This window comes from Candidatus Enterococcus moelleringii, assembly GCF_017377575.1.
GTDB lineage: Bacteria > Bacillota > Bacilli > Lactobacillales > Enterococcaceae > Enterococcus_A > Enterococcus_A moelleringii.
On record NZ_JAFREM010000011.1, the window covers coordinates 11,582 to 30,912 of the forward strand.

General features: G+C 44.2%; 21 protein-coding genes. All 21 read left to right on the forward strand.

What is annotated here, in order from left to right; all coding sequences use genetic code 11:
• Positions 1 to 93: 93 nt before the first annotated feature.
• The 21 genes from lepB to JZO70_RS06310 all read left to right on the forward strand — a co-directional run bounded on the left by lepB (position 94) and on the right by JZO70_RS06310 (position 19,291).
• On the forward strand, positions 94 to 501 hold the full coding sequence (gene lepB / locus JZO70_RS06210; protein WP_207672685.1) for a signal peptidase I: 408 nt from the start codon (positions 94 to 96) through the stop codon (positions 499 to 501).
• Positions 498 to 803 (forward strand): hypothetical protein, encoded by a 306-nt coding sequence (locus tag JZO70_RS06215; RefSeq protein WP_207672686.1) that lies wholly within the window; start codon positions 498 to 500, stop codon positions 801 to 803. The genes lepB and JZO70_RS06215 overlap by 4 nt, the downstream gene beginning before the upstream one ends.
• On the forward strand, positions 793 to 1,881 hold the full coding sequence (locus JZO70_RS06220; RefSeq protein WP_207672687.1) for a glucosaminidase domain-containing protein: 1,089 nt from the start codon (positions 793 to 795) through the stop codon (positions 1,879 to 1,881). Before JZO70_RS06215 ends, JZO70_RS06220 begins: the two co-directional genes overlap by 11 nt.
• Before the next feature lie 13 nt (positions 1,882 to 1,894).
• Entirely contained in the window at positions 1,895 to 2,887 is a 993-nt protein-coding gene (locus JZO70_RS06225) for a signal peptidase I (RefSeq protein WP_207672688.1), read from the forward strand.
• 60 nt (positions 2,888 to 2,947) lie between these two features.
• On the forward strand, positions 2,948 to 4,249 hold the full coding sequence (locus tag JZO70_RS06230; RefSeq protein WP_207672689.1) for a hypothetical protein: 1,302 nt from the start codon (positions 2,948 to 2,950) through the stop codon (positions 4,247 to 4,249).
• A 48-nt stretch (positions 4,250 to 4,297) separates the two neighbouring features.
• Positions 4,298 to 5,077, forward strand: coding sequence for an LPXTG cell wall anchor domain-containing protein (locus tag JZO70_RS06235; protein WP_207672690.1), 780 nt, complete (start codon positions 4,298 to 4,300; stop codon positions 5,075 to 5,077).
• Positions 5,074 to 5,913: a BsaA family SipW-dependent biofilm matrix protein gene (locus tag JZO70_RS06240; RefSeq protein WP_207672691.1), complete on the forward strand. Its 840-nt coding sequence runs from the start codon at positions 5,074 to 5,076 to the stop codon at positions 5,911 to 5,913. Before JZO70_RS06235 ends, JZO70_RS06240 begins: the two co-directional genes overlap by 4 nt.
• 11 nt (positions 5,914 to 5,924) lie before the next feature.
• Complete coding sequence (locus JZO70_RS06245; RefSeq protein ID WP_242703815.1) at positions 5,925 to 6,578, forward strand: hypothetical protein; 654 nt, start codon at positions 5,925 to 5,927, stop codon at positions 6,576 to 6,578.
• 90 nt (positions 6,579 to 6,668) lie between these two features.
• The gene (locus JZO70_RS06250; RefSeq protein WP_207672692.1) at positions 6,669 to 9,689 is read left to right on the forward strand and encodes a hypothetical protein; all 3,021 of its coding nucleotides are present in this window, start codon (positions 6,669 to 6,671) and stop codon (positions 9,687 to 9,689) included.
• A gap of 14 nt (positions 9,690 to 9,703) precedes the next feature.
• Complete coding sequence (locus tag JZO70_RS06255; RefSeq protein WP_207672693.1) at positions 9,704 to 9,907, forward strand: hypothetical protein; 204 nt, start codon at positions 9,704 to 9,706, stop codon at positions 9,905 to 9,907.
• A 4-nt stretch (positions 9,908 to 9,911) separates the two neighbouring features.
• On the forward strand, positions 9,912 to 10,652 hold the full coding sequence (locus JZO70_RS06260) for a recombinase family protein (RefSeq protein WP_207672694.1): 741 nt from the start codon (positions 9,912 to 9,914) through the stop codon (positions 10,650 to 10,652).
• A gap of 17 nt (positions 10,653 to 10,669) precedes the next feature.
• On the forward strand, positions 10,670 to 11,437 hold the full coding sequence (locus tag JZO70_RS06265) for a helix-turn-helix domain-containing protein (RefSeq protein ID WP_207672695.1): 768 nt from the start codon (positions 10,670 to 10,672) through the stop codon (positions 11,435 to 11,437).
• Positions 11,438 to 11,493: 56 nt separating this feature from the next.
• Positions 11,494 to 12,531, forward strand: a complete 1,038-nt coding sequence (locus JZO70_RS06270; protein WP_242703816.1) for a C40 family peptidase — start codon at positions 11,494 to 11,496, stop codon at positions 12,529 to 12,531.
• A gap of 166 nt (positions 12,532 to 12,697) precedes the next feature.
• Positions 12,698 to 13,450, forward strand: a complete 753-nt coding sequence (locus JZO70_RS06275; protein ID WP_207672696.1) for a cell division ATP-binding protein FtsE — start codon at positions 12,698 to 12,700, stop codon at positions 13,448 to 13,450.
• 75 nt (positions 13,451 to 13,525) lie between these two features.
• On the forward strand, positions 13,526 to 13,792 hold the full coding sequence (locus JZO70_RS06280) for a type II toxin-antitoxin system RelB/DinJ family antitoxin (protein WP_207672697.1): 267 nt from the start codon (positions 13,526 to 13,528) through the stop codon (positions 13,790 to 13,792).
• A gap of 63 nt (positions 13,793 to 13,855) precedes the next feature.
• Positions 13,856 to 14,554 (forward strand): NAD-dependent protein deacylase, encoded by a 699-nt coding sequence (locus JZO70_RS06285; protein ID WP_207672698.1) that lies wholly within the window; start codon positions 13,856 to 13,858, stop codon positions 14,552 to 14,554.
• Between the two features lie 16 nt (positions 14,555 to 14,570).
• Positions 14,571 to 15,407 carry a chorismate mutase gene (locus JZO70_RS06290; protein ID WP_207672819.1) on the forward strand — a complete coding sequence of 279 codons (837 nt, stop codon included), beginning with the start codon at positions 14,571 to 14,573 and terminating at the stop codon, positions 15,405 to 15,407.
• A 2-nt stretch (positions 15,408 to 15,409) separates the two neighbouring features.
• Positions 15,410 to 15,931, forward strand: coding sequence for a transcription repressor NadR (locus tag JZO70_RS06295; RefSeq protein ID WP_207672699.1), 522 nt, complete (start codon positions 15,410 to 15,412; stop codon positions 15,929 to 15,931).
• 197 nt (positions 15,932 to 16,128) lie between these two features.
• Entirely contained in the window at positions 16,129 to 17,523 is a 1,395-nt protein-coding gene (locus JZO70_RS06300; protein ID WP_207672700.1) for a PTS transporter subunit EIIC, read from the forward strand.
• 21 nt (positions 17,524 to 17,544) lie between these two features.
• Positions 17,545 to 18,594, forward strand: a complete 1,050-nt coding sequence (locus tag JZO70_RS06305) for an ADP-ribosylglycohydrolase family protein (protein WP_207672701.1) — start codon at positions 17,545 to 17,547, stop codon at positions 18,592 to 18,594.
• The gene (locus JZO70_RS06310; protein WP_207672702.1) at positions 18,575 to 19,291 is read left to right on the forward strand and encodes a GntR family transcriptional regulator; all 717 of its coding nucleotides are present in this window, start codon (positions 18,575 to 18,577) and stop codon (positions 19,289 to 19,291) included. The genes JZO70_RS06305 and JZO70_RS06310 overlap by 20 nt, the downstream gene beginning before the upstream one ends.
• Positions 19,292 to 19,331: the final 40 nt, after the last annotated feature.

Consider the following 19,331-nt stretch of genomic DNA (forward strand, 5'->3'; position numbering starts at 1 on the left):
CAGCCGTTCAATCGACTGCTTTTAGCAAAACTCGGGCTGACTTTTGTCGTGTGTTACTGCATATTTTTCGGCATTTTCCGGGGTTATCACTGGATGTATCCCAAGTATTCCGTCAGCGGCGAATCGATGAATCCGACATTTTGGGAAGAAGAAGTGGTGCAAGTTAAAGCCCATCATAAACCGGAACGCTTCGATGTAGTCGTCCTGCATCCACCGAATGATCGGGAGGATTTGTATTTGAAGCGGGTCATTGGTTTGCCAGGAGAGCGGATCGATTACTGGGAAGGTCAACTACTAGTCAACAATCAGCTAGTGGATGATGCGTTTGCCGGTGAAACGGAGAATTTTATGTGGGATCTGGTGTACCACCAGCCGATTCCAGCAGGCTATTACTTTGTATTAGGGGACAATCGCGCAATTTCAAAGGACAGCCGGATTTTTGGCTTGGTTCCAGAAAAACAAATTTTAGGCATCGTCAAAGAGGGGAACAGCAGGGAATGAAGACATTGCAAGAAAAAATCGAATGGTACACCTTTTGGTACTGGGTTTACTGGCTCTTCTCTTTTGTGATTTTACTAGGTGTGTTGGTGTTAGGTATCTTTTTCTACTTTACCGATTTCCAGGAAGTGGTGACGGTCAGTCAATTGTTTCTATTATTACTGCTGATGGTGTTAGCTGTGTATTTGCGCATGACCGCGCTGCATTACCACTCGATACTTTTGAAGCTGAAGCAGGCCGCTGCCCGACCAAGAAGACCGCGAGGACGGCCGCCGCAGGAAAGGCGGAAACCAAATGAAGGGTAAGGCACTCTTGCTTGTTGGCTGTCTGCTTCTAACTGGTTGTCAGGCGCAAGTGAAACAATCGGTTTCGGCGGAGACGAAAGAATCGCTCGCGGTGCAACAGGAATCTGTGGAGAGTCAACCATCGGTATCAAGTGAAGCTACACCACCAAGTGAGGCCAGCAGTCAGCCAATTGAACAAAGCTCCGTGCAGGAATCTTCTATTAAAGAAGAAGTTGGCTCGACTGTCGAAAGTACAGAAGTGAGTCCTGAAACGGCTGTCTCCAGTTCTGCCGGCGAAACAACTGAAGAGTCAAAGCCAGCAGAAGCACCTGCTGAAGCAGTTAAGCAGGTTATTTCACCGCCAATTACAGCAGAAAAGGTTGAAGAGAACTACCAATTCTCGGTGGTAAAAAATCAGACTACCGAAGAATTCATTCAAGCCATTGGCAAAGATGCCCAGCAGATTGCCTGGGACGAAGGACTCTATGCTTCTGTGATGATCGCTCAAGCGATTCTGGAAACTGGTTCAGGAAATAGCCAATTGGCAAGACCCCCGCATCATAATTTGTTTGGTATTAAAGGGAGTTATCAAGGGAAACAAGTGAACTTCAATACCCGAGAAGACAAGGGAAACGGCCAGTTGTATACGATCAACTCGTCTTTCCGTCAATATCCCAGCTACAAAGAATCGCTGGAGGATTATGCGGCACTGCTGAAGAACGGACTTTCCGGCAATCCGGGATTTTACCAAGCAACGTGGAAAGAATCAGCCGCAACTTATCAAGATGCCACGAAGGCACTCACTGGCAAGTATGCCACGGATACGTCTTATGACAAGAAGTTGAATGCCTTGATTGAGACGTATGAGTTAACAAGATATGACCAAGAAACTGAACCGGAGGTAACTGAAGAGAGCAGCGTTGCTTCCGAGCCAAAACAGGAAAGTTCGGAACAACCGGCTTCATCTGAAACTACCGAGTCTTCTATAGAAGAAACTGGAAAATCACGCGTATACGAAACCCGTGTACCGGTTCAACAAATCGCTGATTTTGCCCAGCGCCAGGCCAGAAATGTAAAAGGAACAGAAACTGTCAAATGAAAGAAGGGGAGCTATGACCAGAGAAAGAGAAGAACGGCCTCGGCGCTATGAAGAAGCACCACCAAGGTATTCTCAAAGACCTGACTCACAGCGCCCACCAGCCCAACGACTACGAAGAGAACGAATGCCAACGGATGGGCGGTATCAGGAACGACCGGTAAGGCGCCCGTATCGGGAAGAGGATGCGTACGACGAACGGCGCCGACCTAGATCTGATTGGGAAGAGGATGTTTACGGCGAGCCACCTCGTAGGCCTAGACCGCCAAGGGAAGGGCAGCGACCAACGAATCGCCGAATGCCACCGCCGAGAAATCCGGAATATGGAGGCAATCGTCATTACGATGAGCGTAGCTATGGCAATGGTCGACCTCGGCCGCAGGGGATGCGGCCACCGACTGCTGGGCCTGTCGTTGCGGAAGATCAGAAAACAAGCGGAAAGAAACGAATTTTTCTCTTTCTTTACAACCTGATCTTTTACAGCTTTACCATCGGCATCTTAATGACTGCATTGATGTTTGCCTTTAGTGAACAGACAGATGCCTCGATTTTAGGTTATCGCTTCTATCAAGTTCTAACTGATTCGATGGCACCTGTCGAGGGAGCGCCAGATGGCGGCTTCTATTCAGGGGATGTGGTGATCGTCAAGATGATGGACGGATCTGAAGTGCAGCCGGGAGACATCGTGACCTACCAGCTGGGTGGCGGCAAGAGCTACCTGACTCACCGGATGGTGGAGCGCTTAACTGAACTAAATGGCGAACCGGGCGATTACATCGTCACTAAAGGGGATGCCAACAACAGTAACGATCCACCGATCAAAGCGGAACGAGTGCATGGGAAAGTAATTTTCGTTGTACCGAATGTGGGCACGTTGTTAACTTTTGTACGCAACAGTTTCTGGTTGTGCTTAGTCTGTGCACTGTCACTGTTCGGGTTCTTCTTAGTATTAAAAGCTTACTTCTTGGAACCAAACGAGGCCAAGAAACAAGCAAAAAAAGGGGTATGATCATTTGCTCGTCAAATGTTTATATAAAAAAAGGAAAAAGGATGTATAGGAGGAAAAGAAATGAAGAACAATAAGAGAAAGAAAAAGATGTTGGCCGCAGCTGCGGTACTGGCATTAATTGCCGCAATGTCGGGAACGTTTGCCTGGCTTACTGCTCAGGACCAAGCGATTAACAGGGCAGCTAGTGCAGTAGTAAAAGACGACAGCGTAACAATCAGTGAAAAATTTACACCAATCCCACTGATGGCTGGAACATCAACAGAGAAGGAAGTAAAAGTTAAAAATACAGGGACAGCTGACGTATTTGTCCGTGTATCTTATGAAGAAGTACTGAAGCATTTGGCCGATAAAGGAAATGTCACTTATGGTGCTGACAATAGTCAAACGGATGGAACAAATCCGAAATATACCGATGTTCCTAATGATCCAGGATTGGACAAGCACATGCCGGTTGAATTTGACTGGGCGAAGTCAGTAGCTGAAGGCTTTGTCGTGTCTGAAGGAACGGTCACTGGTAAAGGGACCGATCCAAATGTTCTTTTGCTGATAACAGGGCAAAGAATCGTTAATCCATTAGATCCTGCAGATATAAACCATCAGTTTACAGGTCAATTAGTGCATCGTTATCGTACAGATACAACGACGCCTGCCAATAACAAATATCAAATTATGTCTTTTGATTCACTTGTATTGGATAGCGACAACGGAAGTACTGATCCAAAAGATTGGGACTTCACAGTTGGCGGTGTGAAATTCGGTTATTACAAGGACGGATACAAGCATTCACTGGCTAACTGGGCAACTTCTAAATTAGCACCAACTGGACAAGCTGCACCAACTGGACGTGCTGTTTTAGGTGAGACAGGTAATCGCCATAATGTAGAATTCGATTACACCGCAGCGACTTTAGGAACTACACTTCCAAGTGTAACTCCTGTCACTGGTGATACAAAAGGCCAACTACCTGAGGCAGGCGAAGAGAAGAGTGTTCAAGCTGACCAAGTCGACCCTATTGGTAAAGGAATTAAAGTGAAATACAGTGCGGATATTACTGATACAACGACAATGGATTCTGACAAATGGGTCTACAACCCAGAAGATGGCTGGTTCTATTACACTACACCAGTAAAAGCACCTATTGCAGGGTCAACTAGTGAAACGAAACCTTTGATTGAACGCCTGATCTTTGATGGTTCAATGGGTAAAGAGTACAACAATGCTTCATACGACTTAGTAGTTAAGATGGAAGCTATTTTTGCCGATCGTGAAGCATTAACAGGAACCGAGGGCTGGACGATGGATACTACTGCCGGCAGCGACTCTCTGAAGATTGTTGATAAATTAGCGCCAGTAACACCTTAATACAATTGATTACCGAGAACACCACAGCCATGACAGAAGGAGGCGTGTATGACGATTCGCAAATTCATTCGTATGCTAACACTGTTCATGAGTTTGATTGCTGGTTTTGGCTTTTGTCTAACCAGTGAGGCCGCCAATACGCTTCCTCCAGGCATGGTGATTGGCGATTCCAATGGGATTTACGCCAGCGACGAGGGAGAGTACGGGATTGACCTGGATAATCTCTTGCCTGGCGAAACTCATGAAAAAGAAATAACCATCCGCAGCTTGGATTTAGAAGAGCCGTTCTCACTTGGGCTGCTGGTGGAGCCGATTTCCTCTGAGGGGCCGATTGCCTGGGAAGATCATATTGAGATGACCTTAACCTTGGATGGTGAAGAGATTTACCAAGGTCCCTTGTTGGGAGACGGTAGTTTTGATTGGACGAAAACTCCGCTAGAGTTGGGTGTGTGCAAGTATGGCACAGACAAGTTATTGAAGGCGACCTTTATCACGGATCGTACGTTGAGTATGGATCAATTCAGAGAAGCCAGTGAATTAACCTTTTACTGGACCTTTGTGGGGACGAAGGATCAACAGCCGACAACACCGTCTGAGTCTGAGCCGCCAACATCTTCTACATCAGAGGAACCTGTAACGCCTGGCGAACCGCAGCGCCCGAACCTGCCAGATGCTGGTGGAACGGGAATCCTGGAACGGCTAGCCAAACGCCTGCCGCAAACTGGTGAAGAAGTGCGGGATGCCTTGTACAAAGTTTTAGCTGGATTATTGATGGTACTCATTGCTCTATTTCTATGGAAGAAACAACGAGAGGAGGAGAAGGAGTGAGTCTGCGAAAGAAACTGCGTCATTTGCTCCGAATATTTTTCAAAAGTAAGCTGCTCTTTGCCTTCTTCTCCCTTTCGTTGAGTTTACTTCTGGTAGTTGGTAGTACCTATGCTTGGATTACTGATAGTGATCAGCGGCTGAACCGGAGTGAGAAGCAGACAAGTAAATTGCAGGTGCGATTAGATGGTGACTTTAATCAGGTGATGTATTGGGCACCGGGAACTACGAAGCAAAAGCCGATTCGAGTAGCTAATTACGGCAAAGTGCCGGCGATGGTCCGTATCTCTTTTGAAGAATTTTTCGTTGGCTTTGAAACCGATGTGCAGGACAACCACGGCGATGGGAATGGGAATGGCGATCTAGTTGTTTATGCAAGCCCAGAGTTACCAGCCATTACTCGCGATACATCAACTTGGGTAGTTGGGAAAACCTATGAAGCCAATGCCAATAAGTATTATAAGGCGAACAAGGTTTTGCTTAATGAAGCCTATGCGTATAAAGGCACTCGAGCAGAACCATTGCCAGCTGTTCAATTGAATTTTATTTCAAACAAGTTTTTTGATTCAACCAATCAGCCAGGAAACACCGAAAAGGATTACTGGTATTACGAGGACGGATTTTTCTATTATTCAGAGATCTTAGAGCCAAACGATACGACAACCGATTTATTGGCCAGTGTCACTTTGAGTTCAGATTATGCCAATCAATACAAGGGTGGTTTGTATCACTTGGTACCTACCATGGATGCCCATGATATTGGGAAGTCACTGTTAACCAACTGGACGTTGGATCCTAGTAAATTCGTTCATGACATGTACAAAGACAAGCTGCATTAGAGAGGGTGGTTATGATGAGAAAGAGAAAATTAACGAGTATCTGGCGTAGCCGCCTGATCTTTTTATTGCCGATCGTATTTATTGGTTTATGTGTCGGTAGTTTAGTGGTCTATGCGGCGATGACTTTGCAGGAACAAAAGGAAAATCAATTCCAAGTTGGGAATGTGGAGACGAAGATAGAAGAAGTCTTTACCAAGCCAACAACGATCAAACCAACAGTTGCTGTACCGAAAGAAGTCAAAATCAAAAATACCGGAACGATTAAGCAATTTGTCCGGGTAATGATTCAGCCAGAAATTGTCAGCAGTATCACCAGCGGTAGTAATAAGCTGATCCTGTCATCGAAAATCGGCGAAGAAGTCGGATTGGATATTACTGGAGATTGGGTGAGCGGGAATGATGGCTACTATTATTACACCAAAGCAGTCGAGCCTACTAAGGAAACCGCGGTGCTATTTAATGAAGTGACCTTGAAAGGTGGATTGGATCGTTTTTACACAGGTGGGACTTTCCAAATTGTTTTGAAGGTGGAAGCCATCCACTGTCATGGATCAAAAGCTGATGGGACAGGCGCTTTCCAAGAAGCCTGGTGGCAAGGGAAAAAGCCAACCGCAGCACCATTGACAACAATCAATACAGCGCTAATGAGCGCAGTGGAAGAATAGCAGTAAAAATTCAAAAATCTATGAGGTGAGGGTTTGAACAAATCCAACCTTGATTTGATGGATTTTTAGAAAGGAAAACGGTGAAAGAATGTGAAAAAGATTTCCTTAAAGAAGAAATACCTTGTTGGGCTGCTTTTGGTCTTAGGGATAGCAGTTGTTGGTGGCAGCTTACTTTGGTCATCGAATCAGAAAAGTGAGCCTCCTAAGAAGAAAGTCTCGGCCCATCCAACGAATGAAATCGTGATTAATAAAGATACCACGAATAAATATACCGTAGGGAAAGATGCGACAGGGAAAGTGGAAGATACGATTCCAGCTGATTATGTGCAGCGGGATAAGTTTTATTATCGGTTCCGGAAGGATAAGATTGATGCTTATATAGAGCCGTATTTTGGTTACGGAAATTCGTATACACTGACTTATTTTGAAAATAGAATTCCTATTGATGAAAAACACGATGCGATTGTAACTTACGGGTATAGACCCGGGTTACCTATTTTTGCTGGATCTGCTGCAGTAATGGTGGATAAAAGTGGGACTGTTGTTACAGATAATACAGGTTTACCAAAAGCAGTACGCTCAAGTCCGATAGCTCCTTGGCCCCCCCAGTTTGGTGCCAGATATACACATCAAGCAGGTCCTGGAGGATTAGTAAACTATCCAGATGGAAACTTCGGTTTAATTACCGGTCCCTATGACGAAGCAGCAGTATATACAACACGATTTAATAACGAGTTTAATGTTACGACACCGACTACTTCTATACCACTTACTGGTTCAAGTCTACCTGTCATGACTCCTTATGGTGGATATATGGAAGGGGATATTGCTTATCTACAAGTTCATAATCGAAGTGATAATGCCTCTACTGCTAGATTAGTAAAAGTTAACCTAGTTACCCAAACGGTTGAAGGAATAGAAACTTATAAAATACTACCCTCATCAAGCTTCCTAGGAAACTACGTATTAGGGAATGAATCGCAACTAAATTTTGGCGGGTATGATTATGCAAAACAGTTCATGAAAACATCTGATGGTGGAACAATAGGTGCGGTTCATTATAGATCAAATCCAGAAAATACATTCTTAATCGTTGTTTACAAATGGGATGCTCAAGGAGAGATAGAATATTGGACACGTGGCCCACATGAAACCTATGCCAAAGAAAGGTTCACACCTTGTTTAAGTATATCAGATGAAAACTATTATTATTTTTGGAAAAATGGTTCGCATGATTCTGACTCTAGATTGTGTCGTATTGATTTAAAAAATCCTGGAGAAACGAATTCAGATAAATCGCTGAAAGATATAGAGGTAGTCAAAATACTTCCCAAAACTTCCTTAATGCAATTACAAAAAGAAAATGCAACGGATACCTATTTCTTTCAAGGGTATGTTAGTGAGTTGACTGACGAATTAAGAGCTGTAGGTATAGACAATCCTGGTGTAATTATGGGTCAGTTAGATAAAAATTTTAATGTCATTAGCGGTCAAACAGTAGAAGCAAACGGATATACATGGTTCACAAAATTTGATTTTGATCCGGATAATCCAACATCAATTTCTGTTGAAGGTTCTTCATCAGCTAATAACTTTATGGATAAAAAATATCAAGATTATTATAATCGGAGTAATGCTAATTATGGTACAGCGGCTAAAGAATATTATCAATACGCCTTCTGGGGCGACATGACTGCCTTCAAAAACTATGCTCCAGCGATCAAAGTAGAAGACAATATCCAAATCAATATCAATCAATTTTCTGAGAAAAATGCTTTTGAACAAGAATTGCTTTCGAAAGTTTCTGTTACCGATACCTTCGACTTAGGGACGGGAATAAACGGAGGAAATCTGACCCAAGATTCTTTGGACAAACGAATCAATCGCAACCCGAATGATTTGTCTTTAGACATTGATTGGGAAGCGTTAGGAATCGATCGGACGAAACCAGGTCCGCATCAAACGACCTTTTTCGTAACCGATTCTACTAAGTTAGAAACATCTACCTCCAAGTGGGTGGATCTAACAACCAATCAAACGGTGATTGAGAATAAATTTGCCTTGGATGCACAAAACTTTTCGATCCCGTTAACCGACGTTGGAACCATCACCGATGCGGATGTTTTCAAGAAGCTGGCTAAAACAACCGCTTGGAACATGACCGATCACACGGTGGATGAAGATAGTTCGACTGGGAAGCTATCGCCAAAAGTAACAGTGAATGCCGAACAACTAGCGGCTGTTCAAAATGCTAAAGTAGCTAAGCCGTATCCAGTGGATGTGACTTATGCCGCAGATGGAACGACGTCTGTGACGAACCGAGTTTGGGTCTTTGTCACAACGAAGAATACCAAAGTAGATACCAATACAGGTATTGTCATTTATGCAAACGACTATTCATTGCCAGTTTACTTGGCAGCTCAAGAAACGTTACAGGATGTTTATACTCATTCTGATGTGAAGGTCTATGACTATTACGATTCAACTCATGAGAGTGATCCTGAATTACCAACTTTGGCCGATAAGGATACGATTACTGGCTTAGGAGTTACCAATCTGAACGTCATTACAGGGGCCACGACTGCCTCGGTGGTGCAGCCGGAAATTACTTATACCGGCAATAGTCAGACTACCTCGACTACAGTGGACGTCACGATTATCACCGCCTTTACCTTGCATGCACGACAGGTAATCGTGGATGGATCGGATGAACTGGTGGTGCCAACTAAGGGCTATCTGCAGCTGGAAAATACAGCTGATCGAGTGGTCAACTTGGAAGTGGATTCCGCTAAAGAGGACAGCTTGCCAAATTACCGGACCGCGGACGTTGAAGTCGATAATAAGGGCGGCAATAATACCGTCGATTTCAAAGTGGTCGTGCCGGAATATTACGAATATCTGGGCTATGTAGTGACCGACGCGGATACACCGCATCAATCCAGCAGCTTAACTGGAACGAGCGTCTATCGTTATGATTTCACTTCTGGTGACTATGAAAAATGGCTGACGGTTTACCTGAAGCCGAAGTTCGGTTCCGAAGGGGCTCCTAACATGTATGGTTGGGACTATGAAGAAAATGACCTGGGAGAAATCGAACCAGATGGGCCATAGAAAGGATTCTTTCATTGATTTATTTACTACTGTTACTGTTGGGGTTGGTTATACTAGCTCACAGCTTCCTAATTATTTCCCTCATGAAAGCCAACCAACGACTGGAGGGGCGGATTCGCTCCTTAAGTCGGGTCGTTGGCAAGAAACCACGACCAGTAAACCAGGCTCAAGGACACGCAAGAAAGGGGCCAGTAAAATCTAGAAATCAAGGACGGTAAGAGTATGAGATTAGGCTATGCACGCGGCAACAATCTAACCCAGCAATTGGATCTTTTAGAGGACTATCCAGTGGATGAACTCTTTTCTGATGGCAATCAGGATGAAGAGGCCATTACCTCGTCGGCCAGCGAATTTCAGGCGCTTTTGAAGTTCGCCCAAGCCGGGGATATGATGGTGATTGCCTCGTGGGAAGTGGTTTCCCGTGACTATCGTCAGCTGCTGATGTGCTTGGATCGGCTGGAAGAGTTGGAGGTAGGTTTAGATGTCGTGAATCTGCCAGCCTTGACGATTGAGGAGTGGCGCCAGATTTTCTTGTGGTCGCTGCGGAATGATCGATTGCTTCATCCGTTTTTGGTGAAGGTCGGAAAAGAAAGAGAACGCAGTAAAGATGCCTACTGGCTATTTAGCAGAGAACCGGAAGCGCGGAAGCTGTACCGGGAAATCATTTTGCTGTTAATCGAAAAGCAAACCATTCGGCAGGTGGCCCAGCAAAAGCGGGTGCCTTTGGAGACGGTGTACCGGATTCAACAGGAATTGAAGCAGCTTCAACTGGCGATTGTGCTGGTGGTGTGCTTTTTGTTAGCGATTTTTAGTATCAAACTGGCCGAATCTTATTTTGACCAGCTGTGGATTCAGGTAACGATTTGTGTGGTGGTAACTGGGGTCATTTTATGGAATGTATTGATCGACAGCGACGAGCCGGATACCCAGTCAAAGCCAGCACCAAAAGAGAAGAAAACCTAAAGAGAGGGTGACGAAGTATGCAACACGCATTAATTTTAACCAAAAATATTTTACCTGAGGAGTCCCTCGTAAAGAAATTGCAGCGAATGAGCTATGAAACTTTGTGCTCCACGGACCTGTTAAGCCGCTTGGCTCATCCGTCCACCAGTGCTGTGCTGTCCTATTTCCAATGGGTGCTGTTAAGTGAAAGCTTGTGTAATCACGAGGTCGAGAGTATTCTTCAGCAGTTAACCGGCTATCCGTTGATTATGGTCCGAGTGACGGAGAACTATCCCAATGAAGAAGACCAAGCCTTCTGGAAAGAACGTGGTCTATCAGACTGGTTGGAAAAAGATGCCGGTTTTGAAGAAACACGGGAAAAATTAAGCGCCCTGCAGCAACAGCGCCAGCAGGAGATCGAGTCTGGCAATCGGATTCTATCTTTCCCGACAGGCGAATCTGCAGCGAATGGGTCTACGACGCTGGAGGATTTGTATGATCGTTTTTCCAAAACGGAAAAGCGGGTGTTTGAATATCTGGTGAAGGCTTATTCAGAACAAGGTGTGTCGTCTCGCAAAGAATTGTGTGAACACTTATGGCGCGAGGGTGACACGCCATCCAATATGAGTCAGCTGTCTTGTTTGATTAATAAACTGAAACGTAAGTGCGAAATGCAGGGAATCCAAGGTGAGATAGTGACGACCTTATGGGGCCGCGGGTACATGCTAAGTGATGAGTTTTACCAACGATGGATTCAAGGTTCGCAAATGTTTGATATGCAGCGTTACTATTCCGTTAATAACTAAGCGTCATCGCTCAATCCAATTGTCGATTGGGCGTTTTTATCGACAAGGAGGCGTCAATGATTAAAAAGTTATACATAGTCTTGTTAGTCTGTGTCGGGTTGTTCAGTTTTGGACTGACTGCTCAGGCTGATCCAAAAGAAGAAGCGGAACAGACCGTGACCGCCTTGCAGGAGCGACTGAGCCAGCTGAATGACGAAATCTCAACTTCGGTAGTCCAACAGGCGGAACAAGAAAAGCAGATCATAGCCTTGGATCAAGAACTGGTGGAACAGGAAAAGAAAGTTGCGGATATGAATAGTCAACTGAGTCAGTTGGAAAAAGAAATCCAAGAACGAGTCCGTGCGATTCAGCTGACAGACGCCAATCAAAAAGCAGCTTTCTTTCAAGTAGATGGCTGGTCGAAAATGCTGGGTTCGGTTAAGGGTGTTGAAAAGGTTCAAAAGGCGGACGCAGCCCGGGCCAAGGAATATACTGAGTTGGTAGAAGCAATTACCAAACAACAGAAAGCCTTAGAGAAGAAACGGCAGGAGTATCAAGCAGCGCAGGATTTGTTAACGACGACAATTGAGAAGCAGACCGCCAGTAAAGCAGAGCTGGAGAAAGAACTGGCCGATAATCAGGAGTTATTAACACGAATTCAGGAAGAAGAGCGACAACAAGAGCAAGCCTTGAAAGCCCAACAGGAGGCTCTTTTACAACAAGTCATAGTAGGCCAAACTTTCGCAACGGATGAAGAGGTTTCTGAGAAGGCCCAGGATATTATTTTGTCAGCGAAGCAATACCTTGGAGTTCCTTACGTTTGGGGTGGAACGACACCATCTGGTTTTGACTGTAGTGGATTGATGCAGTGGGTCTTTGCCCAAAATGGCATTGGGATTCCAAGAGTCAGTCAGGCACAGCAAGCATCTGTTAAGGAAATTCCGATTAGTGAAGTGCAGCCAGGAGATCTGGTATTTTGGGGACGACCGGCTCATCATGTAGCGTTGTATATTGGGGATGGGTACTTTATTCAGGCTCCTCAGCCTGGGGACGTGGTGAAAATTACCCATAATAGTTGGTATCCGTTTGAGAGTGCGGGACGGGTTTTGCAATAAATAATAATATTTCACACTGATTTATGGGGTTTTTAAGTGTACCGTTTAATGAACCTTTGGGATATGTTATACTTTTAATAGTAGTTTTTTGTTCGGATGGACAGTCGATGGGACAACCCAGCTGTTCGAATACGTATGACTTAACCCAAGTAGTGAGGTGTCTACAATGATTGAAATGAGAAATGTGAGTAAGTTTATCACTGAACCCCGCAGAGTGAATATTAATGGAACCATTAAAATAAAAAAGCAGCAGCTGCCGATTTTGAGTCGGGTCAATCTGCTGATACCGTCTGGTGAGTTTGTCTATATTACCGGTGCATCTGGCGCTGGTAAATCCACCTTGTTGAAGCTTTTGTACAAGGATATGGTGCCGGAGCAAGGAGAAATTTACGTGAATCAATACCGGCTTAGCCAAATGAAACGCAAAGAGCTTCCTTATTTGCGTCGGGAAATTGGTGTCGTCTTCCAGGACTTCCGCCTGTTGCCGCAAATGACGGTGGAGGAAAATCTGGTGTATGCACTGGATATTGTCAAGACGCCGCCAGAGCAGATCCCGCGTAAGGTCAATCAAGTACTGCGTTTAGTGGGATTAACCCATAAACGTCATGCGACGAAGCTCTCAGGCGGTGAAGCGCAGCGGGCAGCGATTGCTCGGGCGATTATCAATCAGCCGCGAATTTTGTTAGCCGATGAACCAACTGGGAACTTGGATGCAAAGAACGCGATGCAGGTACTAGACCTGTTGGAGCGCATCCATCGTAAAGGCGTAACGGTGGTTATGACAACCCATAACCAATCGTTGGTTCGCCGCTTTCCGCACCGAGTGATCCACTTGGCTAACGGAAAAGTCGTCCATGATAGCCGCCCAGCGAAACGACTGGTTCGGAAGAAGACCCGGGCTAAGGCGTATAGTAGATAGAAATATTCGCACCTCTCAGCTTTGAGAGGTGTTTTTTGAGATAACACGAATTAAAAAGGAAAAGGGGATTTTGTTATGGCGACTACCAATGAAAGCTTGCTGCAAATCACAATTGATGAGGAGTTATTAAACAAAGCCGAAAAGGTGTTCAATGAGCTGGGTTTAACTATGACTGATGCTATTATCATGTTCCTGCAAGAAACAGTTGCTCGCCAAGCACTGCCTTTTCAGCTTGACCAGGAGGATATGGATACGTTAAAGGCTCTAAAGGACGCTGAAACTGGGAACCTTCACGGCGGCTTTGATTCAATCGATTCTTTAATAGAAGATTTAGATAGTTGATCCGCACCTCTTGCATTGAGAGGTGTTTTTGTTTTGCAGTATAATAGAAGTGAGGTGATCAAAATGGACACAACAATTCAAGCAGCAGTAGAAAAAATCCAACAAGCTAAAAGTATAACCTTTTTGACCGGGGCGGGAGTTTCGACGCCTTCTGGAGTGCCGGATTACCGGTCGTTGATGGGAGTCTATCAAGGGATCGATGCACCGGAATATTTATTAAGCATCGATTGCTTAGATCGGGAGCCGGATAAGTTTTATCGGTTTGTGAAGACCCTGTATCATCCGACAGCCAAACCGAATGTGATTCATAAGAAAATGGCAAAGCTGGAGAGTAGGAAGCCAGTCTGGATCGTGTCACAAAATATTGACGGACTGCACCAAGCGGCCGGCAGCCAGCAGCTGGTGAATTTCCACGGTTCGCTGTACGATTGCTACTGTCGCAAATGTGGTCAGGCGGTGCCTTGGCAGGAGTATCTGGTAAGTGATCATCACGAGAATTGTGGTGGACAGATTCGGCCGGGGATTGTTTTGTACGGCGAAGGCTTTACCGAGGATACCCTCAGTCAGGCGATTCACGCAGTAAATGTTTCAGATTTGGTAGTAATCGTTGGAACGAGCTTTCAAGTCCATCCGTTTTGTGATTTAATTTATGAGAAGAAGGAATCAGCTGCCGTATTGGCGATCAACCAGACGCCGATTTATATTCCTGGGAAGTATGAGTTTGTGGAAGCAGAAGGCAGTGCTGTTTTTGAACAAGTATAGGAGGCGCGTGATGGAAATGGAACGTACAGAAAAAGAAAAAATGATTGCCGGGGAACTATATTTTGCCGGGGATGCGGAATTATCAGCTGACCGTAAAGATGCTCGGGTGAAGCTGCGGGCGATTAATAATGAAACAGATTCAGCGAAGCGCTCGCTGTTAGTAAAGGATACTTTCGGTAAGACCGGCGAACGTGTTCATGTGGAACCGTCGATTTCCTTTGATTATGGCTACAATATTTTCGTAGGAGAAAACTTCTACTGCAACTTTAACAATATTTTCTTGGATATTTGTCCAATTACGATTGGCGACAACTGTATGTTTGGCCCGAATTGTCAGCTTTATGCGGCCACTCATCCCCTTGAGCCAGTCAAGCGCAACAGTGGGCTGGAATACGGCAAACCGATCACGATTGGCGACAATGCCTGGTTTGGCGGCGGAGTCGTGGTTACTCCTGGCGTGACTTTAGGTAATAATGTCGTCGTAGCAGCCGGTGCAGTGGTTACAAAATCTTTCCCAGACAACGTGGTGCTTGGCGGAAATCCGGCTCGCATCATTAAAACGATCGATGTCGATGGCGAAGGTGATCAGCTAGCTGAAGCCCGCCGTCAAATCGATGCCATTGACCAACAACTAGTCGTGCTGCTGGAAAAACGGCTGCAGGCTGTTACCGAAGTCACTGCTTACAAAAAGGAACATCAAAAAGACGTGTTGGATCAAAGTCGGGAAACGGAAGTGTTGGAAAGAGTCGCTAGCCGGGTTCAAAATCCATTGTTCAAGGAGACGATTGGTGCCACTTTTGAGGATATCATGAAGCAATCCCGAAACTTCCAATCCAAAGAATTGAGTGAGTAAATATGAAGGATGGAATCAAACGTAGACGAGAGATTCTAAAGATCTTAAAAAGTAACAAAAGCCCCGTCAGTGCCACAAAATTTGCGGAACGTTTTGGCGTAAGCCGCCAGAGTATCGTGGGGGATGTCGCTTTGTTGCGGGCAGCCGGTGAGAATATCATCGCAATGCCCCGCGGCTATGTGCTGGAGCGTTCTTCTGCCCGTATCACCAGCAAAATTGCGGTGCAGCACGATCGAGATCAGGCCGAAGAAGAATTACGCACAATTGTGGAAGCCGGCGGTGAGATCGTTGATGTGATTGTGGAACATCCTTTATATGGTGAGCTGGTGGGTGGTCTGCACATCCGTACGCAAAAGGATGTCGATAGCTTCATAAAAAACTATCACTCGTCGAAGGCCGTTTTCTTATCAGAGCTAACCGATGGGATTCATTTGCATACAATTGCCTATGATACTAAGAGAGACTTGGCGAAGATTACTCAGGCGTTGTCTGAAAAAGGGATTATGTACGAGGAAAAAGAATAGGTTTGCCAAAACACGAAAACTGTATAGTTTAAAAGGAAATGCTTTCATGTCGAAAGCATTTTTTTTGTTTCGTCTCAATGTTTGCGTTTACATCTCATTAATTTTAAGGTATACTCGTCTTGAGGATAAGACGTTATAACGTCTTATCTAGTAGGGGTCGTGTTTCTGTCTTAATGAATAGGAAGGAGATAACACTTATGGGGACAACAGAGGCTTTGGCTAAACATTTACTAGAATTTATGGGAGGTGCTAATAACGTTGTTTCAGTGACGCATTGTGCTACAAGACTGCGTCCGAAATTGAGAGATCGATCTGCTGTAGATGTGGGGAAAATTGAGGCACTTGATGGCGTAACAGGGATAGTAGACAAGGATTCAGGGATTCAGGTAGTCATCGGTACAACTGTTGGGGAAGTTTATGAAGCATTTATAGGTGAATTGGACGTAAACCATTCAGAGAGCAATGACAAAAATTTAGAAACAACTGAGAGTAAAGAAAAGCATTTATTGAATGATTTTGTTGGACTAGTTGTAAGTATATTTTCGCCATTGCTACCATTGCTTGCCGGATCAGGTTTGCTTCGAGGATTCACAATTTTAGCAAATGAATTAGGGTGGTTATCTACAGAAAGCACAACCAATTTGATGCTTACTTTAGCAGCTACTTCAGTATTTTACTTTTTACCGTTATTAGTTGCTGTTACTTCTGCCAATCGTTTTAAAACCAGTCCTTTCATTGCAATCGCCGTTATGGGGGCATTGATTATGCCGGATTTCATATCTTTAATACAGGGTGATGGCGGAAACATGATCTCATTTTTAGGTATTTCCATTCCTGTATTTAATTATACTAGCCAAGTGATACCAGCAATCTTAACCATATGGGTTCAATCAAAAATGGAACACTTTATGAAAAAGAAATTACCAAATAGTCTACACATGATCGTTATTCCTACAATTTTATTGCTATTATTAGTGCCGATAGCAGCTGGTATTTTTGGACCATTAGGAAATTACTTGAGCATTGGTATCGCTAATGCTGTTGGCTGGTTAGCAAATATTAATCAGATTGTTACAGGAGCTGTCATTGGAGGAATTTGGAATATCTTAATTATGTTTGGTGTTCATTGGGCTCCAAATACGATGGTTATCATTCCAGAAATAGCTAGAACAGGATCTTCTGCGTTTATCGCGTATGGAGCAAATGCTAATTTTGGAATGGCCGGAGCAGCTTTTGCCATCTTCTTGCGATCCCGCAATCAAAAACTGAAAAACTTTTCATTAACTGCTATAACATCAGTTTTTCTTTCTGGAATTGTAGAGCCGGCGATTTACGGGCTAGGTGTAAAATTCAAAACGCCATTAATTGCAGGATGCATAGGAGCAGCGCTTGGCGGAGCCTTTATGGGAGCTTTTGATGTAGTAGGGAATGCCTTTGTTTTTGGTGGTTTGACCACAATACCAGCTTTTGCTGGACCAACGTTGTGGGCCTATATCGTGGGATTAGCCATTTCCTTTTTAGGTGGATTGATACTAACCATTGTTTTAGGAGTTAAGGACCCAGAAGCAGAGATGTCGAATATAAAAAAATAGGAGTAAGAGAGGAAGATAATTATGTCATTACAAACAAAAATTCAAGGTGTTTTAGGTTTAGCAGCAATTGGAGACGCGATGGGAGCTGCCACAGAGAATCTATCATTTGACCAAATTCGCAAGCATTTCGGAGGAAAAGTCACTGATTTACAAAAACCAGGTGAAACAGCATTTGCTCTAGGAAATGAAGCTGGGCAAGTAACGGATGATTTCTCACAAGTCTATTTTATGTCTAAAGCAATTTTAAAAAATGAAGGGGTACTCGATAAAGAGACCGTTATAAAGGCAATTCTTGACTGGTCAGATGTTTCTTGGTACTTTGATCGATTCGCAGGACCTACTACGAGAAGTGCAGTAGCGATGTATAAAGATCCTGAGCTAAAAATGAAAGCTTTGCCTGGCGCAGTGACGGTAGATTATGCTTCCAAAGCAACAAATGGGGCGGCTATGAAGATTGCACCAGCAGGTATTCTAAATCCAGATAATGTAGCTGGAGCTATTGAAGCAGCAATTACTATTACTAGAGTGACTCATGATAATTCTTTAGCCATTTCGGGAGCTTGCGCTATTGCGGCAGCAACGAGTGCCTCATTGGCACCGCACTCAACTGTAGAAGAAGCATTGGCAGCTGGCTACTATGGAGCTATTCGCGGAGAAACCTTAGCCAAAGAGATTTCTCGTGAGGTGGCAGGGCCTGGTGTTGTAGAGCGCATTCAACTAGCGTATAATATTGTAGACGGCGTAGGAACAAAAGAAGAAAAATTACGTCGGCTTTCAAAGATCGTTGGTAGTGGACTCCACATTTCTGAAGCTGTTCCGTGTGCTTTTGGGATTGTGGCTTTAAATAAGGATAGCGCTTTAGATGCAGTAATTGATGCGGTAAACATTGGGTATGATACAGATACAATTGCTACGATTGTTGGAACAATGGTTGGAGCATTTGTTGATCTAAGCGATCCGGAGTTTCTTTCTCTATTTAAAACCGTCCAACAAGCCAATGATTTTGACTTAGTAGAATTATCAAATTCATTAGCAGATGTGGTGAGGTTTCATGAAAGGGAACAGTGTTAAATATCTATCTATTTATGAGGAATTGAAACAAGATATTGTCGATGGGAAATATCCTGTGGGTGATTTATTTCCAGCTGAACCTGATTTACAAAAGCGCTTTAATGTAAGTCGTATAACTGTGCGAAATGCAGTGAAACTTTTGGTAGATGAAGGCTATGTTCAGCGTATCCATGGGGTTGGTACGATCGTATTGAGCCGAAAAGAATCTCTTCAATTACAGACACTACTCAGCTTTTCGGAAGAAAATAGTGACCGTAATGTACATGCATCTCTGCACTCTTTTAAAGATTCTATGGTTGCCGATCCAATGGTTTGCTCCCAATTGGAATTACCTAAAGGGGCTACTGTCAGCTGTCACGAGCGGCTACGATGGATAGGGGATGTACCGATTGGTTTCCAACGTGTGTATTGTCCGTCCTTCATTACTTTGTATGCTGAAGAACTAGAAGGGCCAAATGTTTCTTTATACAAGTTGTTACGGGAAAAGGGTTTTGTAGTAACTAACGCTAAAGAAACTATAGAGTCGATAGAGGCAGACAAGCGTTTGGCTGAAGTATTGCAAGTAGAAGAAAATAAACCATTGCTGTATGTTCAACGAGTGACCAGAGACCAACGAGATCGACTGATTGAGTATGCTGAGATTTTTTATCGCGGAGATCGCTATCGATACAATGTGCAATTACAGGTACCAAGATAATTATCGTAAAAACTGAACAATTAAGACAAGGGTTTCTCAA

What these genes read in the sequence shown, in the direction of transcription:
- lepB (WP_207672685.1), top strand. Translation starts at nt 94, where the DNA reads ATGTATCCCAAGTATTCCGTCAGCGGCGAATCGATGAATCCGACATTT.
- JZO70_RS06215 (WP_207672686.1), top strand. Translation starts at nt 498, where the DNA reads ATGAAGACATTGCAAGAAAAAATCGAATGGTACACCTTTTGGTACTGG.
- JZO70_RS06220 (WP_207672687.1), top strand. Translation starts at nt 793, where the DNA reads ATGAAGGGTAAGGCACTCTTGCTTGTTGGCTGTCTGCTTCTAACTGGT.
- JZO70_RS06225 (WP_207672688.1), top strand. Translation starts at nt 1,895, where the DNA reads ATGACCAGAGAAAGAGAAGAACGGCCTCGGCGCTATGAAGAAGCACCA.
- JZO70_RS06230 (WP_207672689.1), top strand. Translation starts at nt 2,948, where the DNA reads ATGAAGAACAATAAGAGAAAGAAAAAGATGTTGGCCGCAGCTGCGGTA.
- JZO70_RS06235 (WP_207672690.1), top strand. Translation starts at nt 4,298, where the DNA reads ATGACGATTCGCAAATTCATTCGTATGCTAACACTGTTCATGAGTTTG.
- JZO70_RS06245 (WP_242703815.1), top strand. Translation starts at nt 5,925, where the DNA reads ATGATGAGAAAGAGAAAATTAACGAGTATCTGGCGTAGCCGCCTGATC.
- JZO70_RS06260 (WP_207672694.1), top strand. Translation starts at nt 9,912, where the DNA reads ATGAGATTAGGCTATGCACGCGGCAACAATCTAACCCAGCAATTGGAT.
- JZO70_RS06265 (WP_207672695.1), top strand. Translation starts at nt 10,670, where the DNA reads ATGCAACACGCATTAATTTTAACCAAAAATATTTTACCTGAGGAGTCC.
- JZO70_RS06270 (WP_242703816.1), top strand. Translation starts at nt 11,494, where the DNA reads ATGATTAAAAAGTTATACATAGTCTTGTTAGTCTGTGTCGGGTTGTTC.
- JZO70_RS06275 (WP_207672696.1), top strand. Translation starts at nt 12,698, where the DNA reads ATGATTGAAATGAGAAATGTGAGTAAGTTTATCACTGAACCCCGCAGA.
- JZO70_RS06280 (WP_207672697.1), top strand. Translation starts at nt 13,526, where the DNA reads ATGGCGACTACCAATGAAAGCTTGCTGCAAATCACAATTGATGAGGAG.
- JZO70_RS06285 (WP_207672698.1), top strand. Translation starts at nt 13,856, where the DNA reads ATGGACACAACAATTCAAGCAGCAGTAGAAAAAATCCAACAAGCTAAA.
- JZO70_RS06290 (WP_207672819.1), top strand. Translation starts at nt 14,571, where the DNA reads ATGGAACGTACAGAAAAAGAAAAAATGATTGCCGGGGAACTATATTTT.
- JZO70_RS06295 (WP_207672699.1), top strand. Translation starts at nt 15,410, where the DNA reads ATGAAGGATGGAATCAAACGTAGACGAGAGATTCTAAAGATCTTAAAA.
- JZO70_RS06300 (WP_207672700.1), top strand. Translation starts at nt 16,129, where the DNA reads ATGGGGACAACAGAGGCTTTGGCTAAACATTTACTAGAATTTATGGGA.
- JZO70_RS06305 (WP_207672701.1), top strand. Translation starts at nt 17,545, where the DNA reads ATGTCATTACAAACAAAAATTCAAGGTGTTTTAGGTTTAGCAGCAATT.
- JZO70_RS06310 (WP_207672702.1), top strand. Translation starts at nt 18,575, where the DNA reads ATGAAAGGGAACAGTGTTAAATATCTATCTATTTATGAGGAATTGAAA.